The sequence below is a fragment of the Mycobacterium hainanense genome (assembly GCF_041890355.1).
In the GTDB taxonomy this organism is placed as follows: Bacteria; Actinomycetota; Actinomycetes; order Mycobacteriales; family Mycobacteriaceae; genus Mycobacterium; species Mycobacterium hainanense.
The window spans coordinates 486,519-512,579 of sequence record NZ_CP169059.1; the positions used below are offsets into that span (position 1 = coordinate 486,519).

Genomic DNA, 26,061 nt, shown 5'->3' on the forward strand with positions numbered 1-26,061 from the left:
GCGGGTGAGCGCCGCCCCTATCCGACTGATCGCGCGGTGCTCCCTTGCATTGAGTCTCATTGCGCCGCAATGGGTTTGGCTCGCGCATGCGGACCCTCCCGCGCCCGAACCCGAGCCCATCCTGGGGCCGCTCGCGCCCGGTCAGGTGTTACGGATCGGCCCCACCGCCGGCACCGGCACGCCCACCGGGGACTACGGCATCGGTGCGACCGACCTCTGTGAGTTCGTCGAATTCCCCGCCGAACTGTTGCAGGTCTGCGGCGACAGCTTCGCCGGCCAGGGCGTCGGGTTCGGCGGCTGGTACGCACCGGTGGCGCTTCATGTGGACACCGCGTCTGTCGACGACCCGGCCGGCGTGCGCTACACCGGCGTCACCGGCATCAGCAAACCGCTGTTGGCCGATCCGCCTCCGCCGGGTGCCTCGCAGCTGCCCGCCGGGGTGGTGCAGATCAACCGGCGCAACTACGTGCTGGTGACCACGGCGAAGAACCTGGAACCGCAAAGCTCGCGGCTCGTGACGGCCGAGCCGGCGCGGGCCGGTTGGCAGACCATTCCCGGGTCGCGCCGGCCCGCCTCCTACCAGGGCGGCTCGCAGACGCAGATCAGCGGGTACTACGACCCCATCCCCACCGCGGATTCGCCGACCGGTTGGGTCTACATCGTGGCCGACAGCTTCACCCGCAGGGATCCCGTCGTGCTGTACCGGGCTACCCCGCAATCGTTCACCGACCGGTCCCGCTGGCAGGGTTGGGCGGCCGGGCCGGGCGGTGGCTGGGGCAAGCCGCCCACGCCGCTGTGGCCGGAAGCGGTGGGCGAGATGTGCATCCGGCAAATCGACGGCAAGGCGGTGCTGTCCTACTTCAACGCCGTCACGGGCAACATGGAGGTCCGCGTCGCCGACGACCCGACATCCCTCGGCGACGCGCCGGTCACCACCGTGGTCCAGCACGACGAGTGGCCCGATCCGGCGGACAGCCTGCCGCCGCCGTATGACAACCGGCTCGCGCAACCGTACGGCGGCTACATCTCGCCCGGTTCCACGCTCGACGAGCTGCGAATCTTCGTGAGCCAGTGGGACACCCGGGCGCGCGTGGCCGCCCCGTACCGGGTGATCCAGTTCGCGGTCAACCCGCTCAAGCCCGACGTCGACTGAGCGCCGAATCACTCACAGCTGCTACATAAGTGATGCATAGCCGCAGCTATTGTTAACGCCTTCATCATTTGTCTCATGAGTGAAACATCTGAAACCCCCACCACGCGGTCCTCGACCGCAACTGCTCCGGCAGCCGCCGCGGCAGCAACAGCCCCCTACCGGGCGGCACGCGTTTTCCACCTCGCGGCGTGGGTCGCCATCGTCGCCGGGATCGTGTTCATCGTCGCGGTCATCTTCTTCACCGGCTTCATCCTTGGCCACCGCGGCGGCCACCACGGCCATCACCACCACAAGCACCACGCGGCGTGGATGCACCCGCACCGCATGGGCGGCCCGGGTGGCCCGGGTGCGCAGCAGGGTGGACCGGCCGGCATCCAGCAGGGCGGACCCGGCGCGGCGACCGGCGCCCCCGGCCCGAGCCAGATCCCGACGTCGGTCGTCCCGTCGCGGACGCCGTAGTCCAACCCCACACTGAACAACCAGCAGCCCGGTGCCCGCGAGGGCACCGGGCTGCACGTCGTTTTGCCACCGGCGATGGGTCGCCGCGGATCGATTCACAGCAAGTTTTCTGCGGCGAACCTGTTATGCCCGCAGGGCCCCTGGGCAATATGAAGGCATGACCGAGACACCGGAACCGACGACGCCACCGCCGACTCCCGCCGCCGGCGCCGCACCCGCGCCCCTACCCGCGGAGCGGGTCAAGCCGCCGGCGCTCTACACGGCCGCGGCGTGGGTGATCATCGTCGCGGGCATCGTCTTCATCATCTCGACGGTGTTCTTCGTCGGTGCGTTCGTGTACGGCTATTACCACCACTGCCACCATCACCACGGCCCGATGTTTCGACCGGGCGGCGGTCCCGGTGGCCCCGGACCGTACGGCCCCGGCCCGGGCAACGGGCCGTGGGGCCCCGGCCCAAGCGGCCAGTGGGGCTACGGCGGCCCGGGGCTGATCGTGCCCATGCCGCCCGGCGGTCCGGGCGGCCCCGCCGGACCCGCCGGCGGACCCGGCCTGAGCGGCCCGGGCCAGCCACCGGCGAGCGCAGTCAGCCCAACCCCCGCCGCGCCCGCGCCGCGTCCGTAACGGCCGATGTGTTTCTTGACGTGATCCAGAAAAGGCGTAGTTATTGGCGCACCGGGGTATTCGTCGCCAGTAGCTGAGGGCAGCCCACCAAAAGAGGAGATAGCGATATGACGGAGCGATTCACCACCACAGATGCCGGCATCGCTGCGCCCAGCGACGACCAGTCGTTGACGATCGGTCCCGACGGGCCGATCCTGCTGCAGGACCATTACCTGATCGAGCAGATGGCCCAATTCAACCGGGAACGCATCCCGGAACGTCAGCCGCACGCGAAGGGCGGCGGCGCTTTCGGCACCTTCGAGGTCACCAACGACGTCAGTAAATACACCAGGGCAGCGGTCTTTCAGCCGGGCACCAAGACGGACATGCTGGCCCGGTTCTCCACTGTCGCCGGTGAGCGCGGCAGCCCGGACACGTGGCGTGATCCGCGTGGCTTCGCGCTGAAGTTCTACACCAGCGAAGGCAATTTCGACCTGGTCGGCAACAACACCCCGGTCTTCTTCATGCGCGACCCGATGAAGTTCCAGCACTTCATCCGGTCTCAAAAACGCATGCAGGCAACGAATTTGCGTGACCACAACATGCAGTGGGACTTCTGGACGCTCTCGCCGGAGTCCGCGCATCAGGTCACCTGGCTGATGGGCGATCGGGGCATCCCCAAGTCGTGGCGGCATATGAACGGCTACAGCAGCCACACGTACAGCTGGATCAACGCCGGCGGCGAAATCTTCTGGGTGAAATACCATTTCATCACCGATCAGGGCATCGACTTCCTGCCCCAGGAGGACGCGGACCGACTGGCCGGCGAGGATGGCGATTACCACCAGCGCGACCTCTACGAGGCCATCGAGGGCGGGAACTACCCGAGCTGGACCCTCAAGATGCAGATCATGCCGTACGAGGAGGCCAAGAATTATCGGTTCAACCCGTTCGACCTGACCAAGGTGTGGCCGCACGGCGACTACCCGTTGATCGATGTCGGCAAGATGACGCTGAACCGCAACGTCACCGATTACCACACCGAGATCGAGCAGGCGGCCTTCGAGCCGAACAACACCGTGCCGGGCACCGGGCTGAGCCCGGACAAGATGCTGCAGGCCCGCGGGTTCTCCTACTCCGACGCGCACCGCGCCCGACTGGGAGCCAACTACCGGCAAATTCCCGTGAACACCCCGAAGGTCGAGGTGAACAGCTATTCGAAGGACGGCGCGATGCGGATGAAGAACGTCTCCGATCCCGTCTATGCGCCCAACTCCTACGGCGGCCCGCACGCCGACCCGGCGCGCGCCGCCGAGGTGCGCTGGCACGCGGACGGCGACATGGTGCGCGCCGCATACACGCTGCACGCCGAGGACGACGACTGGGGGCAAGCCGGCACCATGGTCCGCGAGGTCCTCGATGACGCGGCCCGGGATCGATTGGCGCACAACATCATTGGTCACGTCTCCAAGGGCGTCAAGGAGCCGGTGCTGTCGCGGGTGTTCGAGTACTGGCGCAACGTCGACCCCGACCTGGGCAAGAAGGTCGAAGAGGGCGTGCGCGGCAACGGGGGCTGACCAACGCGCCGGCGTCCTGGCATGATCGCTGGAATGACCATGCGGGTTCGCGGCGCCGCGATCACCATCGGCCTGGCCATCGAGTGCGCGGTCGCCCTTCCCGTTGCGACCGCCCACCCGTCGGAACCGGGCGCGGTGAATTACGCCGTGCTGGGTAAGGGCTCGGTCGGCAACATCGTCGGCGGCCCGATGGGCTGGGAGTCGGTGTTCACCCGACCGGTCCAGGGCGACTGGGTGGACGTTCCCGTGTGCAACAACTGGGCCGACATCGGGTTGCCCGAGGTGTTCGACGACCCCGACCTAGCGTCGTTCAACGGTGCCGTCGCGCAGACGTCAGCCAACGACCAGACTCACTTCGTCAAGCAGGCCGTCGGGGTGTTCGCCACCAACGACGCCGCCGACCGCGCCTTCCACCGCGTGGTGGACCGGACGGTGGGCTGCTCGGGCCAGACCAGCGCGATGCATCTGGACAACGGGGCCACTCAGGTGTGGTCGTTCGACGGTGGGCCGCCCGGCGGGGCCGATGCGAGCTGGACCAAGCAGGAAGCCGGCACCGATCGGCGGTGCTTCAATCAAACCAGGCTGCGCGAAAACGTGTTGCTGCAGGCCAAGGTCTGCCAATCTGGCAACGCCGGGCCGGCGGTCAACGTGCTGGCCGGGGCAATGCAGAACGCGCTGGGTCAGTGAGCGGGGGTTCCGAGCCGGGGTCGGACAGGCTTGAAAACCGGCGCGAACGGGAATATGTCGGGGCCATCTGTTAGATGAAGAGGTGGCGGTTACCGGGGTGTGGAGACAGGTCCGCAGACGCGCGTGTTGAGCCTTGCTCAGGGCCGAAGGGACAGTGATATGACGTTCGCCGCTATCACTACCTCCGGCTCCGAGCCGGCCACTGCCGAGATGACCGATTCCCAAGCCGCCGCCCGCTACATCGCGGACGGCTGCCTGGTGGACGCCCCGCTGGGGCGCGTGGGCCTCGAGTTGGAGGGCCACTGCCACGACCCGGCCGACCCGCACCGCAGGCCCGGCTGGGACGAGATCGGCGAGGTGTTGGGGCGCCTGCCCGAGCTGCCGGGGGGCAGCCGGATCACCGTGGAGCCCGGCGGTGCGGTGGAGCTGTCCGGTCCGCCGGCCGACGGGGTGCTCAGCGCCATCGACGCGATGCGGCGCGATCAGGCCGTGCTGCGGTCGGCGTTCGCCGACGCGGGGCTGGGTCTGGTTTTCCTAGGTGCCGATCCGCTGCGGCCGCCCCAGCGCATCAACCCGGGCGCGCGTTACCGCGCGATGGAGCAGTTCTTCGCGTCCAGCCGTTCGGGCTACGCCGGCTCGGCGATGATGACGTCCACCGCGTCCATACAGGTCAACCTCGACGCCGGGCCGCGGGCCGGCTGGGCGGCGCGCGTGCGGTTGGCCCACGCGCTGGGGCCCACCATGATCGCGATCGCCGCCAACTCACCGATGCTGCGGGGCGAGTTCACCGGTTGGGTCTCCACCAGGCAGTGGGTGTGGGGCCAGATGGACTCGGCGCGATGCGGGCCCATCCTCGGCGCCAGCGGCGACGAACCCGGCACCGACTGGGCGCGCTACGCGCTCAAAGCCCCGGTGATGCTGGTGCACGCCCCGGACGCCGCCCCGGTCACGCATTGGGTCCCCTTTGCCGATTGGGTGGACGGCCGGGTGTTGCTCGGCGGTCGCCGGCCCACCGTGGCCGACCTGGAATACCACCTGACCACCCTGTTTCCGCCGGTGCGCCCGAGGCAGTGGCTGGAGATCCGCTATCTCGACAGCGTGTCGGACGAGTTCTGGCCGGCCGTGGTGTTCACCCTGACGGCCCTGCTCGACGACCCGGCCGCGGCCCAAATCGCGGCCGAGGTGGTCGAACCGGTAGCGACCGCTTGGGACACCGCGGCCCGGGTGGGCCTGCGTGACCGGCGGCTGTACGCCGCGGCCAACAAGTGCGTGGCCGTCGCCGCCGAGCTCGCGCCGCCCGACCTCCGGGATTCGATGCAACGGCTGGTGGACGCCGTCGAGCGGTGCCGATGTCCCGGCGACGACTTCTCCGATCAGGTGATCGAGCACGGCATCGCGCCCACGGTGGCGCGCCTGGCCCAAGGGGGGCTGTGACTTCAGCGGATGATTCCGACCCGCTGCGCCCGGTTGCGCCGCGGTTGCGATCGTCATGCCGGGCGGGCCTCGCCGACGACTTGGCGCGGGCGCGGGCGCGAACGTTGCGGCTGGTCGAGTTCGACGACGCCGAGCTGTACCGCCAGTACGACCCCCTGATGAGTCCGCTGGTGTGGGACCTCGCGCACATCGGTCAGCAGGAGGAGTTCTGGCTGCTGCGCGCCGGTGACCCCGGCCGGCCGGGCATGTTGCCGCCCGCCGTCGAGGGCCTCTACGACGCGTTCGTGCACTCCCGTGCGAGCCGGGTCGAGCTGCCGCTGCTGTCCCCGGATCGCGCGCGGGCGTATTGCCGGACGGTGCGCTCGGCCGCCCTCGACGCCCTCGACGACCTGCCCGAGGACGCCGACAGCTTCCCGTTCGCGTTGGTGATCAGCCACGAGAACCAGCACGACGAAACCATGTTGCAGGCGTTAAACCTGCGCGCCGGGCCCCCGCTCCTGCGCGACAGCGTGGCCTTGCCGACCGGCCGGCAAGGCGTGGCCGGCACCTCGGTGTTGGTGCCCGCCGGCCCGTTCGTGCTGGGCGTCGACGCCGCGAGCGAACCGTATTCCCTGGACAATGAGCGTCCCGCCCACGTCGTCGACGTGCCCGCATTCCGGATCGGCCGGGTGCCCGTCACCAACGGCGAGTGGCGACACTTCGTCGAAGACGGGGGATATCGGCAGGCGCGCTGGTGGTCCGCGCGCGGCTGGGAGCATCGCCAGCGCGCCGGCCTCACGGCGCCGCAGTTCTGGAGTCCCGACGCGCGGACGCGGACCCGGTTCGGGTACGTCGAGGACATCCCGGCCGATGAGCCGGTGCAGCACGTCACCTACTTCGAGGCCGAGGCGTACGCCGCCTGGGCGGGCGCGCGGTTGCCCACCGAGATCGAATGGGAAAAGGCCTGCGCGTGGGATCCCGCCACCGACAGCCGGCGCCGCTATCCGTGGGGGTCGCAGGCGCCGTCCGACGCCCTGGCCAACCTGGGTGGCGCGGCGTTGCGTCCGGCACCCGTCGGCGCCTACCCCGCCGGCGCCTCGGCGTACGGGGCCGAGCAGATGCTTGGCGACGTGTGGGAGTGGACCACATCCCCGCTGCGGCCCTGGCCGGGCTTCGTCCCGATGATCTACGAGCGCTACTCCCAGCCGTTCTTCTTTCGTGACTACCGGGTGCTGCGCGGCGGCTCGTGGGCGGTGGAGTCCAGCATTCTGCGGCCGAGCTTTCGTAACTGGGACCACCCGATACGTCGCCAGATCTTCGCCGGCGTCCGGTTGGCTTGGGACGTCGAGGATTTCACCTGATGTGCCGGCACCTCGGTTGGCTCGGGGCCGACGTCACCGTCTCCTCGCTGGTGCTCGACCCGCCGTACGGCCTGCGGGTGCAGTCGTATGCCCCGCGCCGGCAGAAGCACGGCCTGCTCAACGCGGACGGCTGGGGCGTCGGGTTTTTCGATCGCTCCGCGGAAGGCCTTGCGCCGCGCCGCTGGCGCAGCGCGGCACCGCTGTGGGGGGACGCTTCGTTCGACTCCGTCGCGCCGGCGCTGCGCAGCCACTGCGTGGTGGCCGCTGTGCGCTCGGCGACGGTCGGCATGCCGATCGACATCAGTGCGACGGCGCCGTTCACCGACGGCCGATGGTTGTTGTCGCACAACGGAGTCGTCGCCCGTGCCGTGTTGCCCCTGGCATCGCGGGCCGAATCGGTCTGTGATAGCGCGCTTCTCGCGGCCGCCGTTTTCGAACGCGGCCTCGACGCACTCGGCCAGACCATCGTCGAGATTGCGGCGGCTGACCCCAACGCCCGGCTGAACATCTTGGCGGCCAACGGTTCTCGCCTGTTGGCGACGACCTGGGGGGACACGCTGTCGATTCTGCGCCGCGCCGACGGTGTCGTCCTGGCCAGCGAGCCCTACGACGACGACACCGGTTGGGAGGAAGTGCCGGACCGCCACCTCGTCGAGGTCACCGCGACGGGTGTCGCGCTGACCCCGCTGGATCACTCGGAAGGTTATCGATGACGCTAACACTGTCTAACCACCTGGCCGCCGACTCCGCGTACCAGGCGTTGCGCCGTGACGTGTTCGACGGCCTGCAGCAGACGCCAAAGTCGTTGCCACCCAAGTGGTTCTACGATTCGCTGGGCAGCCACCTGTTCGATCAGATTACCCGGCTGCCCGAATATTATCCGACCCGCGCCGAGGCCGAGATCCTGCGCGAACGGTCGGCCGAAGTCGCGGCGGCCAGCGAGGCGGATACCCTGGTGGAACTCGGCAGCGGAACCTCGGAGAAGACCCGGCTGCTGCTCGACGCGCTGCGTGACCGCGGATCGCTGCGCCGATTTGTCCCGTTCGACGTCGACGCCGGAATCCTCTCGACGGCCGCGGCGGCCATCCAGCGGGAATACGTCGGCGTCGAAATCAACGCTGTGTGCGGTGATTTCGAGGAACACCTGACCGAGATCCCGACCGGCGGACGTCGGCTGTTCGCGTTCCTCGGGTCCACGATCGGCAACCTGACACCGGGACCGCGCGCCGAGTTCCTCTCGAGCCTGTCCGCCCAAATGCGGCCGGGCGACAGCCTGTTGCTGGGGACCGACCTGGTCAAGGACACCGACCGACTGGTGCGGGCCTATGACGACTCGGCCGGGGTGACCGCGGCGTTCAATCGCAACGTGCTGGCGGTGATCAACCGGCAACTCGACGCCGACTTCGACGTCGAGGCCTACCAGCACGTGGCGCGCTGGAACGCGGAGGAGGAGCGCATCGAAATGTGGTTGCGCGCCGGCCAGGCCCAGCGGGTCCGCGTCGACGCGCTCGACCTGACCGTCGATTTCGCGGCCGGCGAGGAGATGCTCACCGAGGTGTCGTGCAAGTTCCGCCCGGACGGGGTAAGCGCTGAATTGACCGGCGTGGGACTGCGGCCCACCCGGTGGTGGACGGACGCCGCGGGTGACTTCGGGTTGTCGCTGGCCGTGAAGTGACGCCCGCGGGTTCGCTGGCTGACCGATGGCGGGCGGCCCGCCTGCCGGCGGCCGGCCTGCACCTGGACAGCGCGGCCTGTTCGCGCCAAAGCCTCGCGGTGATCGACGCCGCCGCCCAGCACGCGCGCAACGAGTCCGAAGTCGGTGGCTACGTCGCGGCCGAGGCCGCCGCACCCGCGCTCGATGCCGGGCGCCTCGCGTTCGCCGCGCTGGCCGGCATGCCCGACGCCGAGGTGGTATTCACCACGGGTTCGCTGAACGCGCTAGATCTGCTGCTCGGCGGCTGGCCGGCGGACCGCCGCAGGGTGGCGTGCCTGCCCGGCGAGTACGGTCCCAACCTGGCGCTGCTGGCCGCCCACGGATTCGACCGGCAGCTGCTGCCGACGCTCGAGGATGGCCGGGTGGCGCTCGACGACGCGGCGCTGTCGCTCGAGGACGACCCACCCGATCTGGTCCACCTGACCGCGGTCGGCAGCCACAGCGGTGTGGTGCAACCGCTGTCGATGGTGGCGCAACTGTGCCGGGAATTGGGGCTGCCGCTGGTCGTCGACGCCGCTCAGGCGCTGGGCCAGGTGGACTGCGCGGTCGGCGCCGACGTGACCTACGCGTCGTCGCGCAAGTGGATCGCCGGGCCCCGCGGTGTCGGTGCCCTCGCGGTGCGCCACGAGCTGTTGGAGGGTCTGCGGCCGCGGCTGGCCGCGCCGGATTGGCTCGCGGGGTCGTTCTCGGTGGCCCAGCAGCTGGAGTTCGGTGAAGCCAATGTTGCGGCACGCCTTGGGTTTTCGTTGGCATTGGGCGAGCATCTGGCGCACGGGCCGGAGGCCGTGCGCGCGCGGCTGGCCGCGTTGGGCAGCGACACCCGCCGGGTGCTGGCCGACGTGGCCGGCTGGGCGGTGGTCGAGGAGGTCGACGAGCCCAGCGCCATCACCACGGTGGCCCCCGTCGGGGGCGCCGACCCGCAGGCGGTGCGATCGTGGCTGCTCGCCGAGCGGCGGATCCTGACCACCTTCGTGGGTGTGCAGCGGGCGCCCCTGCAGCTGACCGGACCGGTGCTGCGGATCTCGCCACACGTCGACACCACTGCCGACGATCTGGAGACGTTCGCCGAGGCGCTGATCGCCGCGACCGCGGCGACGTCGGCTTGAGAAGGCGTGAGGATTACCCCGCCTTGTGCGCCGTCAGCAGGTAGGCGGGCATCTTGATCCGGCCCTTCTCGTCGCGTTCATGCGGCGGGAATTCGAAGGGCGCATCGGCAATCTCGACGGCGTTCGACAGAATGTGGGCAGGGCGGATCTCGTCGACCTCCCAATACTTGCCCACCGCGGCGCGCAGTTCGTCCTCGTCGACTTCGTTGGGCTTCGGTTGCATCTCGGCTGGAAAGGCGCCCTTGGCGAACACCAGGATGAACAGCCTGGCGCCCGGCGCGGCCGCGCGGTGGATGGAGCTCAGGTAGCCGTCGCGGCCCTCGACGGGCAATGAATGAAACAGCGTGGAATCGACGATCGTGGCGAACCGGCCGTCATAACCGCTGAACGACGTGATGTCCGCCTGCACGAAGCTGGCGGTGGTCAAGCCGCGCTCCTGGGCGGCCCTGGTGGCCGCCGCGACCGCGGTCGGCGTCAGGTCGACGCCGACCACGGTGTAGCCCTGGGCGGCGAGCGCCAACGACAGCTCGGCGACTCCGCAGCCGGCGTCCAGCACGTCGCTGCGGAACTTGCCGGCCGCGGCCAATGCGGCCAGCTCCGGTTGCGGCTCACCGATGTTCCACGGCGGCGGGCCCTGGAAGTGCGCTTGCTCGCGGTATGCGCTGTCCCAGTCCATGACCTGATCGTCCGGCATGGTTTTCAACGTACCCCCGCGGTCAGGGCTCCCAGGTGTGCACCGGTTCGTTGGCGTGCATGTGCTCGCAGTACCGGCGCAGCATCTCGGCCAGTGCCGCTGGACGGGTCATTCCGGTGTCTTCCAGCGCGCGCACGGTCGACACCTGCCAGCTGGCGCCGTTGCGGCCGGTTCGGGCGCGGCCCTCGATGACCCCCAGGAATCGATCCCGCACCTCGGCGTCCACGCCCCAGCGGCGCAGCCCCTCGTCGGCGATGGGCAGCAGCGTGTCGAGGACCAGCCTGGTGGCCAGCACGTCGCCCAAACCCGGCCAGTGCAGCCGGGCGTCGACACCATTGCGTGCCGCCTCGAGGAAATTCGCTTGTGCCGCAGCGAAATCCATGCCTGCCCAGACGGGATCGTGGTCCTCGGCCAGACTGCGCAGCAGGCCGTAGAAGAAGGCCGAATTCGCCAGCATGTCCACCACGGTCGGGCCGGCCGGCAACACCCGATTCTCCAGCCGCAGGTGCGGCCGCCCGTCGACCACGTCATAGACCGGCCGGTTCCACCGGTAGACGGTGCCGCTGTGCAGCCGCATCTCGGACAGCCGCGGTGCCCGCCCGGAGGCCAGCTCGGCCAGCGGATCCTCGTCGGACACCTCGGGCAGCAAGGGCGGGAAGTAGCGGATGTTCTCCTGGTACAGGTCGAGCACCGAGGAGATCCACCTTTCGCCGAACCACACCCGCGGCCGCACCCCCTGGGACTTCAGCTCGTCGGGCCGGGTGTCGGTGGACTGCGTGAACAGCTCGATGCGCGTCTCGGACCACAACTGGTGGCCGAAGAAGAACGGCGAGTTGGCGCCGAGCGCCAGCTGCGGCCCGGCTACCGCCTGGGCCGCGTTCCAGTTGGCGGCGAACGCCTCCGGCGCGACCTGCAGATGCAATTGAATGCTGGTGCAGGCGGATTCGGGCGCTATGGACACCGCCTGCCAGCTCAGCGGTTCGGGGCCGGAGATGTTGATCGGGATGTCCTCGCCGCGGGCGGTGAAGATCGAGTCGTTGAGCGCTGCATAGCGGCGCGAGTCGCTCATCCAGCCGGTGGCCAGATGCTCGGGCATCAGCGTGGGCAGGATTCCGATCATCACGATGTGCGCCCCGCCCAGGCCGGCCTTGATCTCGGCGTCGTTCAGGCTGGCCCGCACCTCACCTTCCAGGTCCAGCGCGGTGTGCCCAGGAAGGGCGTGGGGCGGCACGTTGAATTCGATGTTGTAGGCGCCCAATTCCGGCTGAAACGCCGGATCCCCGATGGCGTCCAGCACGTCGCGGTTCGACATCGCCGGCTGGTAATGGGCGTCGACCAGGTTGCACTCGATCTCCATGCCGGTGAGCGGCTTGTCGGAGTCAAAGCGCGACTGCGCCAGCATCGTCGCGAAGGCGTCCAGGCATAACTGGAGCTTGCGCCGGTATTCCCGCCGATGTGCGCTGTCGTACGTGGTGCGCTTGACCTCTTCGCCCACACCGCCGATGGAACAGGGTAACGGGCGGCAACGCAAGCTACGCGGTGAGCTTGTCGAGTCGGGCAGACCATGATGGACTCCTGACGTGTCCGACTTTGTCGCCGCCATCGACCAGGGAACCACCAGCACGCGTTGCATGATCTTCGATCACGACGGCGCCGAAGTGGCTCGCCATCAGCTCGAGCACGAACAGATCCTGCCCCGCTCCGGCTGGGTCGAGCACGACCCGGTCGAAATCTGGGAGCGTACCTCCTCGGTGTTGATGTCGGTATTGAACCGCGCCAATCTGGCCGCCGAAGACATTGCCGCCCTTGGCATCACGAATCAGCGGGAGACCACGTTGGTGTGGAATCGGCGCACCGGGCGGCCCTATTACAACGCCATCGTCTGGCAGGACACCCGCACCGACCGGATCGCGTCGGCGCTGGAGCGCGAGGGCCGCGGCGAGGTGATCCGCCGCAAGGCGGGCCTGCCGCCGGCGACGTACTTCTCCGGGGGCAAACTGCAGTGGATCCTGGACAACGTCGACGGCGTGCGGGAGGCCGCCGAAAGCGGCGACGCCCTGTTCGGCACCCCGGACACCTGGGTGCTGTGGAATCTGACCGGCGGTCCGCGCGGCGGCGTGCACGTCACCGACGTGACCAACGCCAGCCGGACCATGCTGATGGACCTCGAAACCCTCGACTGGGACGACGAGCTGCTGTCATTCTTCGCCATCCCGCGTGCGATGCTGCCGGCGATCGCCCCGTCGTCGTCGCCGCAGCCGTACGGCGTCTCCGCACAAACCGGGCCGGTCGGCGGCGAGGTGCCGATCACTGGGGTCCTCGGTGACCAGCACGCGGCGATGGTGGGCCAGGTGTGCCTGTCGCAGGGCGAGGCGAAGAACACCTACGGCACCGGAAACTTCTTGCTGCTCAACACCGGTGAGACCATCGTGCGATCGGACAACGGGCTGCTGACCACCGTCTGCTACCAGTTCGGCGACGCCAAACCCGTTTACGCGCTTGAGGGTTCGATCGCGGTCACCGGGGCTGCGGTGCAATGGCTGCGCGACCAGCTGGGCATCATCAGCGGCGCCGCGCAAAGCGAATCGTTGGCGCGCCAGGTCACCGACAACGGCGGCGTGTATTTCGTCCCGGCGTTCTCGGGGTTGTTCGCGCCCTATTGGCGATCCGACGCCCGCGGCGCGATCGTGGGGCTGTCCCGGTTCAACACGAACGCGCACCTCGCCCGCGCGACGCTGGAGGCGATCTGCTACCAAAGCCGTGACGTGGTGGACGCGATGGCGGCGGATTCCGGTGTGCGCCTTGAGGTTTTAAAGGTGGACGGCGGCATCACCGCCAACAACCTCTGCATGCAGATTCAGGCCGATGTGCTCGGGGTCGACGTGGTGCGGCCGGTGGTCGCCGAAACGACCGCGCTGGGCGCGGCCTACGCGGCGGGTTTGGCGGTGGGGTTCTGGGCCGATCCGTCCGACCTGCGGGCGAACTGGCACGAAGACAAGCGGTGGACGCCGAACTGGACGGAGGAGCAGCGCGCCGCCGGCTATGCGGGTTGGCGCAAAGCGGTGCAGCGGACCCTGGACTGGGTCGACGTGACCTGATCCAGGGTCCGCTGTGTGTCAGGGCTCAGTCTTCGCCCAGGATGCCGTAGACCTCGCGCCGCGCGTTGTTGAGTATCTCGACGATGCGCTGCTGTTGCTCGGCGGTGGCGGTGTGCGCGGACTGCGCGACCGCGCCGAACAGTTGGCCGACGGCCGCCCGCAGGTTCATGTGACCCGGGTCGGCCCCTTCGGCGATCTCGTCCCACGGCGGGGTCTCGACCTTCTCGGCCGCCGCGCGGCCCTCGTCGGTGAGCTCGAACAGCTTCTTGCTGCCCTCGCTCTCGCTCGCGCTGATCAGGCCCTCGTCGGTTAGCAACTGCAGCGTCGGGTAGACCGAGCCGGGGCTGGGCTTCCAGAGCCCGTTGCTGCGTTCGGCGATCTGCTGGATCATCTCGTAGCCGTGCATCGGCCGCTCGGCCAGCAGGGCCAGGATGGCCGCGCGGACGTCACCGCGCTTGCCGCGGCCGGGGCCGCCCCGTCGCCATCCGCCGCGCCGGCCGCCCGGGCCGAACCCGAAACCGGGTCCGAAACCGGGACCGAATCCCGGTCCGAAACCGGGTCCGAAGCCGGGACCAAATCCCTGCTCGCCCGCGTGGTCGCGGAGGTTTTCGAAGAATTCGCGCCGAGCCTGGCGCCTGGCGCCGTGCAGGGCACGCCGTTGCACCGGGCCGGCGCCGAAGCCGAAGCCCTGACCAGCGAACGGTCCGATGGGTGGAGTGAATGGGTTGCTCATGGTTGTTGTCCTTACGTTCTCGGGAGGTAGCGCACCGTCTGCGCGCTTCGAAGTATCACGATATATCGGAAACGATCGCGATGCAACGGCTGAGGCCGATCGGCCGACGCGAGCCGCCATGACCTGCGCTTCGGCGACCGCGCCGGCCGCCACCGGCATGCCAAGTCCGGTTTGCGCCTGACAGGCGGCGGGTAGGAACTTTGGGATGAACGCTGATAACTCCAACCTCGCGGTAGGCGGCGGAACCTCCGGCGCCACCGGTCCCGCGCAGGGTGGCAGCGGTCGCAGAAATGGCAGCCGCAACGTGTGGCCGTGGGCCAACTGGGCGCTGGCGCTGGCCACCGTGCCCGCCGCCGCCATCGTGATGCTGTTCGCGCTGGGCGCGGTGATGAGCGCCGACGGCTGCGCCGACCGCAGTTGCCCCAACCTGGGCCACGGTGGGATCAATTTCGGGGTCGCGTTCTACGGCGCCCCTGCGGTCGCCGTCGTGGTGATCGTCATTTCCCTGTTCACCGCCAAGCGGCGCGGCGGCATCGCGGTTCCCCTGTTCGGGTGGGCGCTGTTGATCGCCGACGTCCTGCTCATGGCGCTGAGCGTCTCCGGCTAGCAAGCGCGCCCGTCAGCTCGGCGGCGAGAAACCGCCCGTGGCGGGATTCGATGGCGCCCGCTGCGGCGCACCCGGATCCGGCCACGGGACAGCCTGTTGCGGTGGCGCCGGCGGCGAGGATGGCCACGGTGCGGGGGTCGGCTGCGGCATGGTGGGGCGCAGCCGTGCCAATTCGCGGCGATGCCGTTCGGCGAGTACGGCGGCGAGCACCAGCTCGGGCGGGGCGCCGGGCGGGGGCGGCGGCGCGATGCGGGACACCACGTCGCCGGCGATGCGGTACGCCATCTGGTGGCGCAACTGGCGATCGAGTTGCGTTGCACGCGAGAGGAATTGGCGTGCAACCTCGGCCTGGCCGGGAGACAGGCCGGAAAGTTGCAGCGACGAGGCCCACCAGGCCAGCGACGGCGGCATCACCGGCGGGGGACCCAGCCGGGGGCCGCGTTCGTTCACCACCACCGTGCCGGCGAAGATGTCGCCGATCCGCTTGGCCTTCGGCGACAGGATGCTGCAGATGACCGCCGGACTCCCGAACAGCATCCAGATCTCCACCACCGCGGCCAAGGCGCGAAACAGGGCCTGCCGGAACCGTTCTGGGCCGCCGTCGTCGGACACCACGCGCAGGCCCATCGCGATCTTGCCGACCGAGCGCCCGCGCGTTGCCCTTTCGAGCGTCACTGGGTAGCCGACGAGCACCAGCACCGTGAAGATGAGCAGCACGGCCGTGCTCAGCGCCGAGTCGTACTGGGTCAGCGTGGCGGCCCACAACATCAGTCCGAGCAGATAGCAGACGACCATCACGGCGATATCGATCAGTGCGCTCAAAGTCCGCACCGGCAGCTGGGCGATCTGCACGTCGAGCACGACCGCGTCGCCGGTCACCACCTCGGACATAACACCGAACGGTACAGGGCCATTAGGCTGCGCAGGGTGGACGTCGACGCATTCGTGGTGGCCCATCGCGGCACCTGGGACCGCCTGGACCGGCTGGTCGGGAAACGCCGGTCGCTGACCGGCGCCGAGGTCGACGAACTGGTGGAGCTGTATCAGCGGGTGTCCACCCACCTGTCGACGTTGCGTTCGTCGTCGTCGGACTCGCTGTTGATCGGTCGGCTCTCGAGCCTGGTCGCGCGCGCACGTTCCGTGGTGACCGGCGCCCATGCGCCGTTGAGCAGTACCTTCGTGCGGTTCTGGACGGTGGCCTTCCCGGCGGTCGCCTACCGGTCGTGGCGGTGGTGGTTGGGCACCGCGGTGGCGTTCTACGCCGTGGCCGTGGTGATCGCCTTGTGGGTGGCGGGCAATCCGGAGGTGCAGTCGGCCGCCGGAACCCCAAGCGACATCGAACAATTGGTCAACCACGACATCGCCGCCTACTACAGTGAACATCCCGCCGCCGCGTTCGCCCTGCAGATCTGGGTGAACAACTCCTGGGTGTCCGCGCAGTGCATCGCGTCGTCGGTCCTTCTGGGCCTGCCGATTCCGTTCGTGCTCTACCAGAACGCCGCCAACCTGGGATTGATCTCCGGGCTGATGTTCCAGGCCGGCAAGGGCGGCCTGCTACTCGGGCTGCTGCTACCGCACGGGCTGCTGGAGCTCACGGCGGTGTTCCTGGCCGGTGGTGCCGGCATGCGGCTGGGGTGGTCGGTGGTCGCGCCCGGCGACCGGCCGCGCGGGCAGGTGCTGGCCGAACAGGGCCGCGCCGTGGTCTCGGTCGCCATCGGGCTGGCCGGCGTGCTGTTGGTCTCGGGGCTGATCGAGGCGCTGGTCACCCCATCGCCGCTGCCGACTTTCGTTCGGGTCGGCGTCGGGGTCCTCGCCGAGGCGGCGTTCCTCGCCTACATCGTGTACTTCGGTCGCCGCGCCGTGCGGGCCGGCGAGACCGGCGACATCGAGGACGCGCCCGACGTGGTCCCCACCGGCTGAAGCCGATTGCCGGCTGAAGCCGAGCGCCCGCCTTCTCCTCCCGCCGTTGCACGGCGGGCATCGTCGGCGGGCTAAAGCCGGCCGGTGGCCTTCATCGCCAGGTAGCGGTCGGCCAGGGCGGGCGCCAGCTCGGTGGGCGGGGCGTCGACGACCTCCACCCCGCCGCGGCGCAGGCGCGTGGCGATCGCGCGGCGGTCATTGCGGGATCGTTCGGCGGCCGCCGCGTCGTAGACGGCGGCGGGATCCGAACGCCCAGCGGCCATTTGGTCGACCCTCGGGTCCGCGACGGCCGCGACCATCAGGTGGTGTTTCGCCGACAGCTGCGGCAGCACCGGCAGCAGACCCTCGTCGAGGGCGGTCGCGTTGAGATCGGTCAGCAGCACCACGAGTGAACGCCGGCGGGCGCGCCGCGCAATGGCGGAAACCATTGCGGTCCAATCCGGTTCGAGCAGCGCCGGTTGTAGGGGAGCCATCGCCTCGACGAGGTGCGCGAGCAGTTCGGTGCGCGACGCCCCGAAAACGCCGGCCCGGGTGACCCGGTCGTGGGCGAGGAAGTCGACATGGTCACCGGCCCGCGACGCGAGCGCGGCCAGCAGCAGCGCGGCATCCATCGACCAGTCCAGCCGGGGCCAGCCCGCCGGGTCGGCGGCCGTCGGGTCGACGCCCACCCGGCCCGCCGCGGTGCGCCCGGTGTCCAGCACGATCACCACACGCCGGTCGCGTTCGGGGCGCCAGGTGCGCACGACGACGTCGGCGCGACGCGCGGTGGCGCGCCAGTCGATCGACCGCACGTCGTCACCGACCACATACTCGCGCAGTGAGTCGAATTCCGTTCCCTGCCCGCGGATCAGCGTGGGGAGCAGCCCGTCGATCTCACGCAGTTTGGCCAGCCGCGCCGGCAGGTGCTTGCGGGACAGGAACGGCGGCAGGACCCGAAGCAGGCCGGGCACCGCTTGCGAACCCTGCCGACCGGCCAGCCCGAGGGGGCCGATGGATCGGGCGGTGACCACCGCCGCGCGCTGCTCGCCACGGCGGACCGGCCGCAGTTGGGACTGGACGTGCTGGTGCTGCCCGGCGGGGATGTTGACGGCATGGATCCGCGGCCGCGCTCCCGCGCTGGGCGGCCAGGCGTCGCGAACCTGGCCGCGGAACCGCCTCCGGCCGTCGTTGTGGATCAGCAGCCCCACGTCCACCTGCTGGGCGAGTCGGGCGGAGCGATCCGGCGACCGGACGTAGCGCAACTTGCGGGTGTTGGCCGCCAGCGCGATGTCCGCGATCACCACCGCCAGGAGGGCGACCAGCAGGGCCCAGAAAGTCCTTGCCGGCCAGGGGGACAGCGCGATGGGCAGGACGCACGTCAGCGCGACCAGCCCGGTGCGTCCGGTCAGGACCACTAGCGGGGCACCGGGACCGACGCCAAGATTCCGTCGAGGACGCCGTCGGGCGTGGCCCCTTCGAGTTCGGCCTCGGGGCGCAGCATCACCCGGTGCCGCAGCGTCGGGCGGGCCATGGCCTTCACGTCGTCGGGAGTGACGTAGTTGCGGCCGGACAGCCATGCCCAGGAACGGGCCGTGGCCAGCAGGGCCGTCGCCCCGCGCGGCGAGACGCCGAGCTGCAGTGCGGGCGAGGACCGGGTGGCCCCGACGATGTCGACGATGTAGCCCAGCACCTCGTCGGCGACCAGCACGTGCCGCACGGCGTCGCGCCCGGCCGCCAGTTCGGCGGGACCGGCCACCGGTTTGATCGCCGACAGGTCGCGCGGATCGAAGCCCTGGGCGTGCCGGCCCAGGATGGCGATCTCCGAATCCCGCGGCGGCAGCGTCACATTCAGTTTCAGCAGGAAGCGATCCAGCTGGGCTTCAGGCAACTGGTAGGTGCCCTCGTATTCGACGGGGTTCTGGGTCGCGGCGACGATGAACGGGTCGGGCAGGGGTTGGGCCACGCCTTCCACGCTGACCTGACGCTCTTCCATGGCCTCGAGGAGCGCGGCCTGCGTTTTCGGTGGGGTGCGGTTGATCTCGTCGGCAAGGAGCAGATTGGTGAAGACCGGGCCGGGTCGGAACGTGAACGCGGCGGTGCGTGCGTCGTACACCAGCGACCCCGTGACGTCGCCGGGCATCAGGTCGGGGGTGAACTGCACCCGCTTGAACTCCAACCGCAACGCGGCTGCCATCGCCCGCACCAACAGCGTCTTCGCCACTCCTGGAACGCCTTCCAACAACACGTGACCGCGGCACAGCAGCGCGATCACCAAACCGCTGATCACCCCCTCCTGTCCGACGACCGCCTTCGCGAGCTCGCCGCGCAACGCCAACAGCGCGTCTCGTGCCGACTCGGCGGTGGGGGTGGTCTCTGCGGGGGAAGGGGTCTGCGTCACGTCCGGGTGACCTGCCTTTCGATGTCGTCGAGCGCACGCGCAAGTTGTAACAGGTCGTTGTCGGTCGCCGGGGGCGGGCCGAACAGCTGGTAGGACACGAACGCCGGATCCGCTCCGCTGCGTGCGGCCACCGCCCCCGCCACCGCGGGCGCCGACGCGCCGGTGTTCAGACCGAGACGGGGCAGCAGCCGTTGCAGTGTGGCGGTGCGCAGCGCGGCGGCGGCGCGGTCACGCGCCCGGCGGGACCGGTACAGCCGGCCGCGGCCCTCGACGGTCTCCGACGCGCGCACCACGACGGGCAGTTCCTCGGCCACCAGCGGGCCGGGCCGCCGGCCGCGCCACAGGGCGACCAGCAGCACGACCAGGCACAGTTGCCAGACGATCCACGTCACGCTCCGCGGGATCAGGTCGGCGATCGAGCCGGGCGGCGGCGCTTCGCCCTCGATCCGGTGCGGCGCGTACCAGACGAGCCGGGGCCGGGCGCCCGCGAGGTTCATCGCCAGGGCGGCGTTGCCCGCCTGCAACAGGGCGCCGTTAGTCAGGAAGTCGGTGCTGCCGACCGCGGTGATGGTCCGCCCGCCGTCCCGGAAGCGGATGAGCGCGCCGTCGTAGCAGCGGGTTAGCGGCCGGTCGTCGGTGGCGCGGTAGGTGTCGCTGGGGCCGAATCGAACCGGCCCGGCCCGGATCGCCTCGCGCAGCGTGCAATCGGGGTCGGTGTTGAAGGTGTCGGCCGCCGAGACGCGCAGGCCGGGCATCAGCGCCTCGCGGGTGCGCGAGGTCGGTTCCACCAGCAGCAGATCGCCCGGCGCCTGCGACAGCCGGTCCAGCAGCGACTCGGTGAGGTATTGGCTCTGCGCCACCAGGATCAGCGCGTCGGGGCGCGCCGCCCGTTCGACGTCGGCGATGCTGTCGGCCACGACGACGTCGACCCCGCCGCCGCGCAGCAGCGCCACCAGCGCGTGGGCACCGTCGGGGCCCGTCGACGCCGGGTCCATCCGTGCTCCGGGACGCGGCGCGGTCAGGTAGGCATCGACGCCGGCGATGACGGCGAGCACGATCAGGGTGAGGACCACCCAGCGCCAGGATCGCCAGCGCTGCAACGCCGTCGGGCTCGTGGTGTAGGGCCGCGCGGTGGTCGCCATCACCGCACCTGCGCCCACGAATCGCGCGCGACGGGTTGCCCCGCCCCCGTGGGAACGGCCGCCGAGCGGGACCGCAGGTGGTCATCCAGGTCGGCGATCATCCGGTATGCGCTCTGGGTTCCGGGTTGCTCACCGTAGGTGACGTCATTGAAAGCCGTTGCGGCCTGGGTTAATTCACCGGCAAGATGCGGCAGTGCGGCACCCGCGTCGACGGCCAGTTCGTTGGCGGTTCGGCCGGGTGCAGGGTTCAGCACGCCGGTCTCCTCGAGCTGGCGGGCGACCGCCCGCAGCCGGTGCCGAATCGCCGCGGCCCATTGCCTTTGCGCCGCATAGTCTTCTGCCGTCGCGCGATGCTGGGCCGCGGTGAGCTGCGCGGCTTCGAACAGCTGGTAGTCACCGCCGCGGTTGGTGCGCATGGTGCGCCGCGCGATGTGGATCGCGACTGCCAACGCGATTGCCAGCAGGATGAAAAGCACGGTGGCCGTGAGCCAGCCGCCGGGGAGCGAGGCGGTCTTCTGCAACAGCCGGTAGATGATCTCGTTCAGCCACTCGGCTATCTGATGCCCGGCCGAGCCCTTGGAGTAGATCGGCTTGTTCAGTTCGTCCTGGGCGGCCTGATGCGCGGCATCGCGATCGATGTCGATGGAGGGCACTGTCCCACTCGTCCTCAGGCCGGCCTGGTCAGCCAGAGGTTGTCGGTGGAGGCGTCCGCGTACGACCCGCCGGCGGCCCCGGTCTGCAGCACCAGATCGAATGCCTCGGCTCGCATTCGGCGATCCGTGTACAGCAGCGCGATGACCCCGGCGTTGAACGGCGCGGTGATGATTTCGCCGATCGCGCCGCCCACCGACGCGATCGCGGTGCTCACCAGGAAGGCGGTGGTGGACGAGGTGATCATGAAGAACTGGCTGACGATGTTGAACGGCACCGCGACCGCCCCGCCGACAACGGAGGTCACCAGGAAGGTGAGCAGCCGGATGCCCAGCACTCGCCAGAAGCCGTTGCGGACCAGTCGAAACGATCGGGTGATGGCGTCGAGGACGGGCAGTCGCTCCAACACGATCAGCACGGGCGCGAACGACACCACGGTGTACAGGTACACCAGCAACGCGATCACGGCCAGCGCCAGCGGCAGACCCAGGACCACCACCGCCGCGGCGCGGCCGATGGCCGCCAGCACCCCGATGATCACTGCCACCAGGCCCGCGATAACCGCCAGGGCGGCACCCTCCAGCGCCGCCAGACCGAGCAGGGGCAGCAGCCGGCCACGGATCTTGGCCCAGGTTTCCCCCATGGTGATCGGCGTGCCGAACACCGCCCGCCCGACGATGACGGTGAGCATCCCGGACAGCAGCATGCCGCCCAGCCAGGCCACCACCGCGCCGGCGCCCACCGACGTCAGCCACGCGCCGATGACACCGGTGGTCAGCTGGTCGGCCCGATCGGTCGTCAGCTTGCCGTAGGCCGCCAACGGTCCGAAAAAGGCGGCCTTGGTGATGAGCTGGATGGCCACCACCACGATGGCGGTCAGGCCCAGCGTCGCCTTCGGATTGGCCCGGACATAGCCGACCGCGCCGTTGAAGATGTCGCCCAGCGTCAGCGGTCGCAGCGGGATGATGCCGGGCTTGACCGCTACGGGTGCCAGGTGGGGCGGCCCGGACTGCCACGCTGGCGGTGGTCCGTAGCCGGGCGGGGGCCCGTAGCCGCCGGGTGGGGGGCCATAAGCGGGTGGGGGGCCGTAACCGGGTGGCGGGCCATAGCCCGGTGGCGGGCCGTAGCCGGGCGGGGGCCCGTAGCTGGGAGGGGGGCCGTAACCGGGTGGCGGGCCGTAACCCGGCGGCGGGCCGACCGGATAGCCAGGGGGTGGCGCGGTCACCGTGTTCCGCGTTGTTGGCGGGCGGGCCCGTCGTTCGTCATGGGCTCCATCCTGTCGGTGGTCCGGGCATTTCTCAATCAGGGCCGGGCGGTCGGCGCGTAGCGTCTCTGGCATGGCCGAACTCAAATCCCGGCTGCGGGCCGACCTCACCGACGCGATGAAGAGCAAGGACAAGCTGCGCACGGCGACCCTGCGCCTACTGCTCGCTGCGATCCAAACCGAGGAAGTCTCCGGCAAGCAGGCCAGGGACCTCTCCGACGACGAAGTGATCAAGGTGCTGGCGCGGGAGTCCCGAAAGCGGGCCGAGTCGGCGGAGATCTACACGCAGAACGGTCGCGGGGAGCTCGCCGCCAACGAGCACGCCGAGGCCCGGATCATCGACGAATATCTGCCGACTCCGCTCACCGAGGCCGAACTGGCGGACGTCGCCGACACCGCGATCGCCCAGGTCGCCGAGGAGATCGGGGAGCGCCCGAGCATGAAGCAGATGGGCCTGGTGATGAAGGCCGCCACCGCGATCGCGGCCGGCAGGGCCGACGGAGCCCGGCTGTCGGCGGCGGTCAAGGAGCGGCTGTAGTCAGCACCACCCGGGTGCCGTCCGGGGCCCGCCTGGTCACGCGCCGGGCGTCGAGCTGCTCCAGCAGCGGGACCGCCACCCGCCGGGTGGTGCCGAGGGCGCGGCGCGCGTCGCTGACGGTGAACGGCTGTGGCAGCCCCGCGAGGACGCCGGCCGCCCGTTCCAACGCGCCGGCCCCCAGCACGACGCCGTCGGCGATCCGGGCGAGCCGCCCGGCGCGCACCGCCGCGGCCAGCTCCCGGGGGCCGAGCTTGAGCTCGGCCAGTTCGTCGGCCTCCGGGGCCCGAAAGGGCTCGGCGGCCAGCCACTCCTCGACGGTGCGCACAGCCTTGTCGACGCGGGCCGGCAGGCCCCCGCCCGGCGACCGAACCACCCCGTCGGCCACCTGAAGCCCGGTGCCCTCGAGCAGCTTCGGCAAGAGCTCGGCTGCCGGCAGCCCGGCCCGCTGCCGCAGCGTCTCCAGCGGCATCCCGGCCGCCACGTCGTGGTCGTCCGCCCAGAGCCGCACCGCCGCGGTCGCCCGCTCGCGCCGCTCGGCCCACCATTGCGGATCCACCACCCAGTCGCCCACCCGCCGGCCGACCGGCGGCAGACCCATCGCGCGCAGTTCGGCCGCCTGCGCGCACGCCGGCGGGCGGGCCGCGCCGGCCGCCAGCTCCGCGGCCCGCTCCCGCGCGGCGCCCCGGCGGCGCAGCGCCGGGGGCCGGACGTCGAGCACTTCGATCCCCGCCGCGATCCGATGCTCGCCAGGGTCGCGCAGCAACCCGACGTCCCCGACGCGCAGCGGCAGGGGCCGCGCCAGCCGCAGCCGGGCCGCCGCCGCCCCGAGCGGACGCACCCGCACCGGCACGGCCGCCGACCCGAGGTGCAGCACCAGCTCCCGGTGCAGCGCCCCCGCCGACCGCAGCGCGACGTCCACCTCCGCCGTGTCCAGCCACACGCCCGGTGTCCGGACGGTGTCACCGCGACCGATGTGCTGGCGGTCGACTCCGCGCAGGTTCAGCGCGACGCGCGCCACCGGACCGACCGCGACCTGGTCGCGACCCAGCGACTGCACCCCGCGAACCGTCACCCGCCGGCCGGCGTGCTCCAGCTCGTCGCCCACCCGCACCGTGCCCGCGGCCAGGGTGCCGGTCACCACGGTGCCCGCGCCCCGAACGGTGAAGCTCCGGTCCACCCACAGCCGCACGTCGGCGTCCGGGTCCGGAGCCGGCAGCCGGTCGGTCAGCGCCAGCAGCTCCGCGCGCACCCGCTCCAGGTCGGTGCCGATCGCCACGGGCGCGTCGGCGAGCGAGGTGACGGCGAATCTCTCACGCGCCTGCTCGATGGCCGGGCCGGGATCAGCGAGGTCCGCCTTGCTGATGACCAGCAGCCCGTGGCGGACCCCGAGGGCGTCCAGCGCCGCGAGGTGCTCGTCGGACTGCGGCATCCAGCCCTCGGTGGCGGCGACGACGAACACGACCGCCGGGACCGCGCCGACGCCGGCGAGCATGTTCGCCACGAACCGTTCGTGCCCGGGCACGTCGACGAACGCCAGCTGCCGGCCGCCGATCTCGGTCCACGCGAAGCCGAGGTCGATCGTCAGGCCGCGGCGCTGCTCCTCGGCCAGCCGGTCCGGCCACATGCCGGTGAGCCGGTGCAGCAGGGTTGACTTGCCGTGGTCGACGTGGCCGGCGGTGGCTAGGACGAACATGCCCGCACCGCCGCCGCCAGCAGCGCGTCGTCCTCCGGCGCCACCGTGCGCAGGTCGAGCAGGCAGCGGCCCGCCTCCAACCGCCCGACGACGGGCGGGCTGGCGGCGCGCAGGGCGGCGGCGTAGGACTCGGGCAGGCTCACCGCGGCGCTCGGCAGCCGCACGTCCGGGGCCCCGCCTCCGCCGACGGCGGCGACACAATCCACCGCCTCGGCGCCCGGCAGCGCGGCGGCCAGCGACGCGGCGCGGGCCCGCAACTCGGTCAGGTCGGCGACCAACGCCTCGGCCACCGGCGGGGGCGGGCCCGTCAGGGTGGCTTCCAGCGCCGCCAAGGTGAGTTTGTCGACCCGCAACGCGCGTGCCGCCGGGTGGCGGCGCAGCCGCTCGACGAGCTCGGCGTCGCCCAGCAGCAGGCCGGCCTGCGGGCCGCCGAGCAGCTTGTCGCCGCTCGCGGTAACCAGGTCGGCGCCATCGCGCAGCGTCGACGTCGCGTCTGGCTCGTCCGGCAGCACGGGATGCGGGGACAGCAACCCGGAGCCGATGTCGACCACCAGGGGCACACCCAGCTTCACCAACTCCGCGACGCTCACCGCCGAGGTGAACCCGGTGACGTGGAAGTTGGACGGGTGCACCTTCAGGACGAAGCCGGTCTGCGGCCCGATCGCCTCGGCGTAATCGCGCAGGCTGGTGCGGTTGGTGGTGCCGACTTCGCGCAGCCGCGATCCGGCCGATGCCAGCAGCTCGGGAATGCGGAACCCGTCGCCGATCTCGACCAGCTCGCCGCGGCTGAGCACGATCTCTTTGCCCGGCGCCAGCGTCAGCGCCGTCAGCAGCAGCGCGGCGGCGTTGTTGTTCACCACGTGCACGCCGCCGGCGGGGGGCACCGCCCGCGCCAGCGCGGTCAGGGCCGCCCGGCCCCGACGCCCACGGCGGCCCGTCGCCAGGTCCAGCTCGACGTCCGTGGTCCCGGCCGCGGCGACCACCGCGTCGACGGCGGCCCGCGACAGCGGCGCCCGGCCCAGATTGGTGTGCACCACCACGCCGGTGGCATTGATGACGGGCCGCAGGCTGGACGCGGTGGCCGGGAGGGCCGCGACGGCGTGCTCGGCGACCTGTTCTGGGTCGATCTCCCCGGCGCGTGCGCGCTGCTGCGCCTCGGCGATCACCGACTTCACCAGCGGACGGCCCAGCACCCGCTGCGCTTCGACCAGGCGAGGGTCGGCGAGCAGGCTGTCGGTGCGCGGCACCCGCCGGCGCGGGTCGCTCATGCCGG

At 70.7% G+C, this 26,061-nt stretch carries 25 protein-coding genes; 14 read left to right on the forward strand and 11 right to left on the reverse strand.

The features are described 5' to 3' along the window. Window positions 1-4 precede the first annotated feature (4 nt). The 10 genes from ACEL92_RS02180 to egtE all read left to right on the forward strand — a co-directional run bounded on the left by ACEL92_RS02180 (window position 5) and on the right by egtE (window position 10,071). Entirely contained in the window at window positions 5-1,153 is a 1,149-nt protein-coding gene (locus ACEL92_RS02180; protein ID WP_374024036.1) for a DUF4185 domain-containing protein, read from the forward strand. A gap of 75 nt (window positions 1,154-1,228) precedes the next feature. Beyond that, window positions 1,229-1,612 (forward strand): hypothetical protein, encoded by a 384-nt coding sequence (locus ACEL92_RS02185; RefSeq protein WP_374024037.1) that lies wholly within the window; start codon window positions 1,229-1,231, stop codon window positions 1,610-1,612. Between the two features lie 157 nt (window positions 1,613-1,769). Further along, on the forward strand, window positions 1,770-2,234 hold the full coding sequence (locus tag ACEL92_RS02190) for a hypothetical protein (protein WP_374024038.1): 465 nt from the start codon (window positions 1,770-1,772) through the stop codon (window positions 2,232-2,234). Window positions 2,235-2,341: 107 nt separating this feature from the next. Continuing rightward, window positions 2,342-3,790, forward strand: a complete 1,449-nt coding sequence (locus ACEL92_RS02195) for a catalase (protein WP_374024039.1) — start codon at window positions 2,342-2,344, stop codon at window positions 3,788-3,790. Window positions 3,791-3,829: 39 nt separating this feature from the next. Then, complete coding sequence (locus ACEL92_RS02200; protein ID WP_374026049.1) at window positions 3,830-4,477, forward strand: sensor domain-containing protein; 648 nt, start codon at window positions 3,830-3,832, stop codon at window positions 4,475-4,477. A 159-nt stretch (window positions 4,478-4,636) separates the two neighbouring features. Then, window positions 4,637-5,911, forward strand: coding sequence for an ergothioneine biosynthesis glutamate--cysteine ligase EgtA (gene egtA, locus ACEL92_RS02205; protein ID WP_374024040.1), 1,275 nt, complete (start codon window positions 4,637-4,639; stop codon window positions 5,909-5,911). A 44-nt stretch (window positions 5,912-5,955) separates the two neighbouring features. Next, on the forward strand, window positions 5,956-7,251 hold the full coding sequence (egtB, locus tag ACEL92_RS02210) for an ergothioneine biosynthesis protein EgtB (RefSeq protein WP_374026050.1): 1,296 nt from the start codon (window positions 5,956-5,958) through the stop codon (window positions 7,249-7,251). Next, window positions 7,251-7,964 carry an ergothioneine biosynthesis protein EgtC gene (gene egtC, locus ACEL92_RS02215; RefSeq protein WP_374024041.1) on the forward strand — a complete coding sequence of 238 codons (714 nt, stop codon included), beginning with the start codon at window positions 7,251-7,253 and terminating at the stop codon, window positions 7,962-7,964. The genes egtB and egtC overlap by 1 nt, the downstream gene beginning before the upstream one ends. Then, window positions 7,961-8,926: an L-histidine N(alpha)-methyltransferase gene (gene egtD / locus ACEL92_RS02220; RefSeq protein WP_374024042.1), complete on the forward strand. Its 966-nt coding sequence runs from the start codon at window positions 7,961-7,963 to the stop codon at window positions 8,924-8,926. The genes egtC and egtD overlap by 4 nt, the downstream gene beginning before the upstream one ends. Beyond that, window positions 8,923-10,071: an ergothioneine biosynthesis PLP-dependent enzyme EgtE gene (gene egtE / locus ACEL92_RS02225; protein ID WP_374024043.1), complete on the forward strand. Its 1,149-nt coding sequence runs from the start codon at window positions 8,923-8,925 to the stop codon at window positions 10,069-10,071. Before egtD ends, egtE begins: the two co-directional genes overlap by 4 nt. 13 nt (window positions 10,072-10,084) lie before the next feature. Here egtE and ACEL92_RS02230 read toward each other — a convergent pair whose 3' ends face one another. Together ACEL92_RS02230 and ACEL92_RS02235 are read right to left on the reverse strand one after the other, a co-directional pair. Then, window positions 10,085-10,765: a class I SAM-dependent methyltransferase gene (locus ACEL92_RS02230; RefSeq protein ID WP_374024044.1), complete on the reverse strand. Its 681-nt coding sequence runs from the start codon at window positions 10,763-10,765 to the stop codon at window positions 10,085-10,087. Window positions 10,766-10,787: 22 nt separating this feature from the next. Next, complete coding sequence (locus tag ACEL92_RS02235; RefSeq protein WP_374024045.1) at window positions 10,788-12,260, reverse strand: glutamate--cysteine ligase; 1,473 nt, start codon at window positions 12,258-12,260, stop codon at window positions 10,788-10,790. A gap of 136 nt (window positions 12,261-12,396) precedes the next feature. On the opposite strand from ACEL92_RS02235, the gene glpK reads away from it, so the two are divergent. Further along, entirely contained in the window at window positions 12,397-13,863 is a 1,467-nt protein-coding gene (gene glpK / locus ACEL92_RS02240) for a glycerol kinase GlpK (RefSeq protein ID WP_374026051.1), read from the forward strand. Between the two features lie 25 nt (window positions 13,864-13,888). Here the strand turns inward: glpK and ACEL92_RS02245 are convergent, their stop codons facing one another. Continuing rightward, window positions 13,889-14,596, reverse strand: coding sequence for a PadR family transcriptional regulator (locus ACEL92_RS02245; protein ID WP_374024046.1), 708 nt, complete (start codon window positions 14,594-14,596; stop codon window positions 13,889-13,891). 205 nt (window positions 14,597-14,801) lie between these two features. Between ACEL92_RS02245 and ACEL92_RS02250 the strand changes: the two genes are divergently transcribed. Then, window positions 14,802-15,203, forward strand: coding sequence for a hypothetical protein (locus tag ACEL92_RS02250; protein ID WP_374024047.1), 402 nt, complete (start codon window positions 14,802-14,804; stop codon window positions 15,201-15,203). Window positions 15,204-15,215: 12 nt separating this feature from the next. On the opposite strand, the gene ACEL92_RS02255 is transcribed toward ACEL92_RS02250, so the two are convergent. Then, a complete protein-coding gene (locus ACEL92_RS02255) occupies window positions 15,216-16,094 on the reverse strand; it encodes an RDD family protein (RefSeq protein ID WP_374024048.1) in 879 nt (292 codons plus the stop codon). Between the two features lie 36 nt (window positions 16,095-16,130). Here ACEL92_RS02255 and ACEL92_RS02260 point away from each other — a divergent pair, with 36 nt between their 5' ends. Further along, window positions 16,131-17,123 (forward strand): stage II sporulation protein M, encoded by a 993-nt coding sequence (locus ACEL92_RS02260; RefSeq protein ID WP_374024049.1) that lies wholly within the window; start codon window positions 16,131-16,133, stop codon window positions 17,121-17,123. A gap of 71 nt (window positions 17,124-17,194) precedes the next feature. Here ACEL92_RS02260 and ACEL92_RS02265 read toward each other — a convergent pair whose 3' ends face one another. From ACEL92_RS02265 to ACEL92_RS02285, 5 genes are read right to left on the reverse strand one after another with little or no spacing between them, the layout of a single operon-like run. After that, on the reverse strand, window positions 17,195-18,517 hold the full coding sequence (locus ACEL92_RS02265; RefSeq protein ID WP_374024050.1) for a DUF58 domain-containing protein: 1,323 nt from the start codon (window positions 18,515-18,517) through the stop codon (window positions 17,195-17,197). After that, window positions 18,517-19,500: an AAA family ATPase gene (locus tag ACEL92_RS02270; RefSeq protein ID WP_374024051.1), complete on the reverse strand. Its 984-nt coding sequence runs from the start codon at window positions 19,498-19,500 to the stop codon at window positions 18,517-18,519. The genes ACEL92_RS02265 and ACEL92_RS02270 overlap by 1 nt, the downstream gene beginning before the upstream one ends. Next, window positions 19,497-20,642, reverse strand: coding sequence for a DUF4350 domain-containing protein (locus ACEL92_RS02275; RefSeq protein WP_374024052.1), 1,146 nt, complete (start codon window positions 20,640-20,642; stop codon window positions 19,497-19,499). The genes ACEL92_RS02270 and ACEL92_RS02275 overlap by 4 nt, the downstream gene beginning before the upstream one ends. Then, on the reverse strand, window positions 20,642-21,295 hold the full coding sequence (locus ACEL92_RS02280) for a DUF4129 domain-containing protein (RefSeq protein ID WP_374024053.1): 654 nt from the start codon (window positions 21,293-21,295) through the stop codon (window positions 20,642-20,644). The genes ACEL92_RS02275 and ACEL92_RS02280 overlap by 1 nt, the downstream gene beginning before the upstream one ends. Before the next feature lie 14 nt (window positions 21,296-21,309). Further along, a complete protein-coding gene (locus ACEL92_RS02285; protein WP_374024054.1) occupies window positions 21,310-22,632 on the reverse strand; it encodes a hypothetical protein in 1,323 nt (440 codons plus the stop codon). On the opposite strand from ACEL92_RS02285, the gene ACEL92_RS02290 reads away from it, so the two are divergent. Further along, window positions 22,631-23,095, forward strand: coding sequence for a GatB/YqeY domain-containing protein (locus ACEL92_RS02290; RefSeq protein WP_374024055.1), 465 nt, complete (start codon window positions 22,631-22,633; stop codon window positions 23,093-23,095). The genes ACEL92_RS02285 and ACEL92_RS02290 overlap by 2 nt on opposite strands. On the opposite strand, the gene ACEL92_RS02295 is transcribed toward ACEL92_RS02290, so the two are convergent. Both ACEL92_RS02295 and selA read right to left on the reverse strand, forming a co-directional pair. After that, on the reverse strand, window positions 23,079-24,788 hold the full coding sequence (locus ACEL92_RS02295; protein WP_374024056.1) for a SelB C-terminal domain-containing protein: 1,710 nt from the start codon (window positions 24,786-24,788) through the stop codon (window positions 23,079-23,081). The two genes, ACEL92_RS02290 and ACEL92_RS02295, sit on opposite strands and share 17 nt — an antisense overlap. Beyond that, a complete protein-coding gene (selA, locus tag ACEL92_RS02300) occupies window positions 24,776-26,056 on the reverse strand; it encodes an L-seryl-tRNA(Sec) selenium transferase (RefSeq protein WP_374024057.1) in 1,281 nt (426 codons plus the stop codon). Before selA ends, ACEL92_RS02295 begins: the two co-directional genes overlap by 13 nt. Window positions 26,057-26,061: the final 5 nt, after the last annotated feature.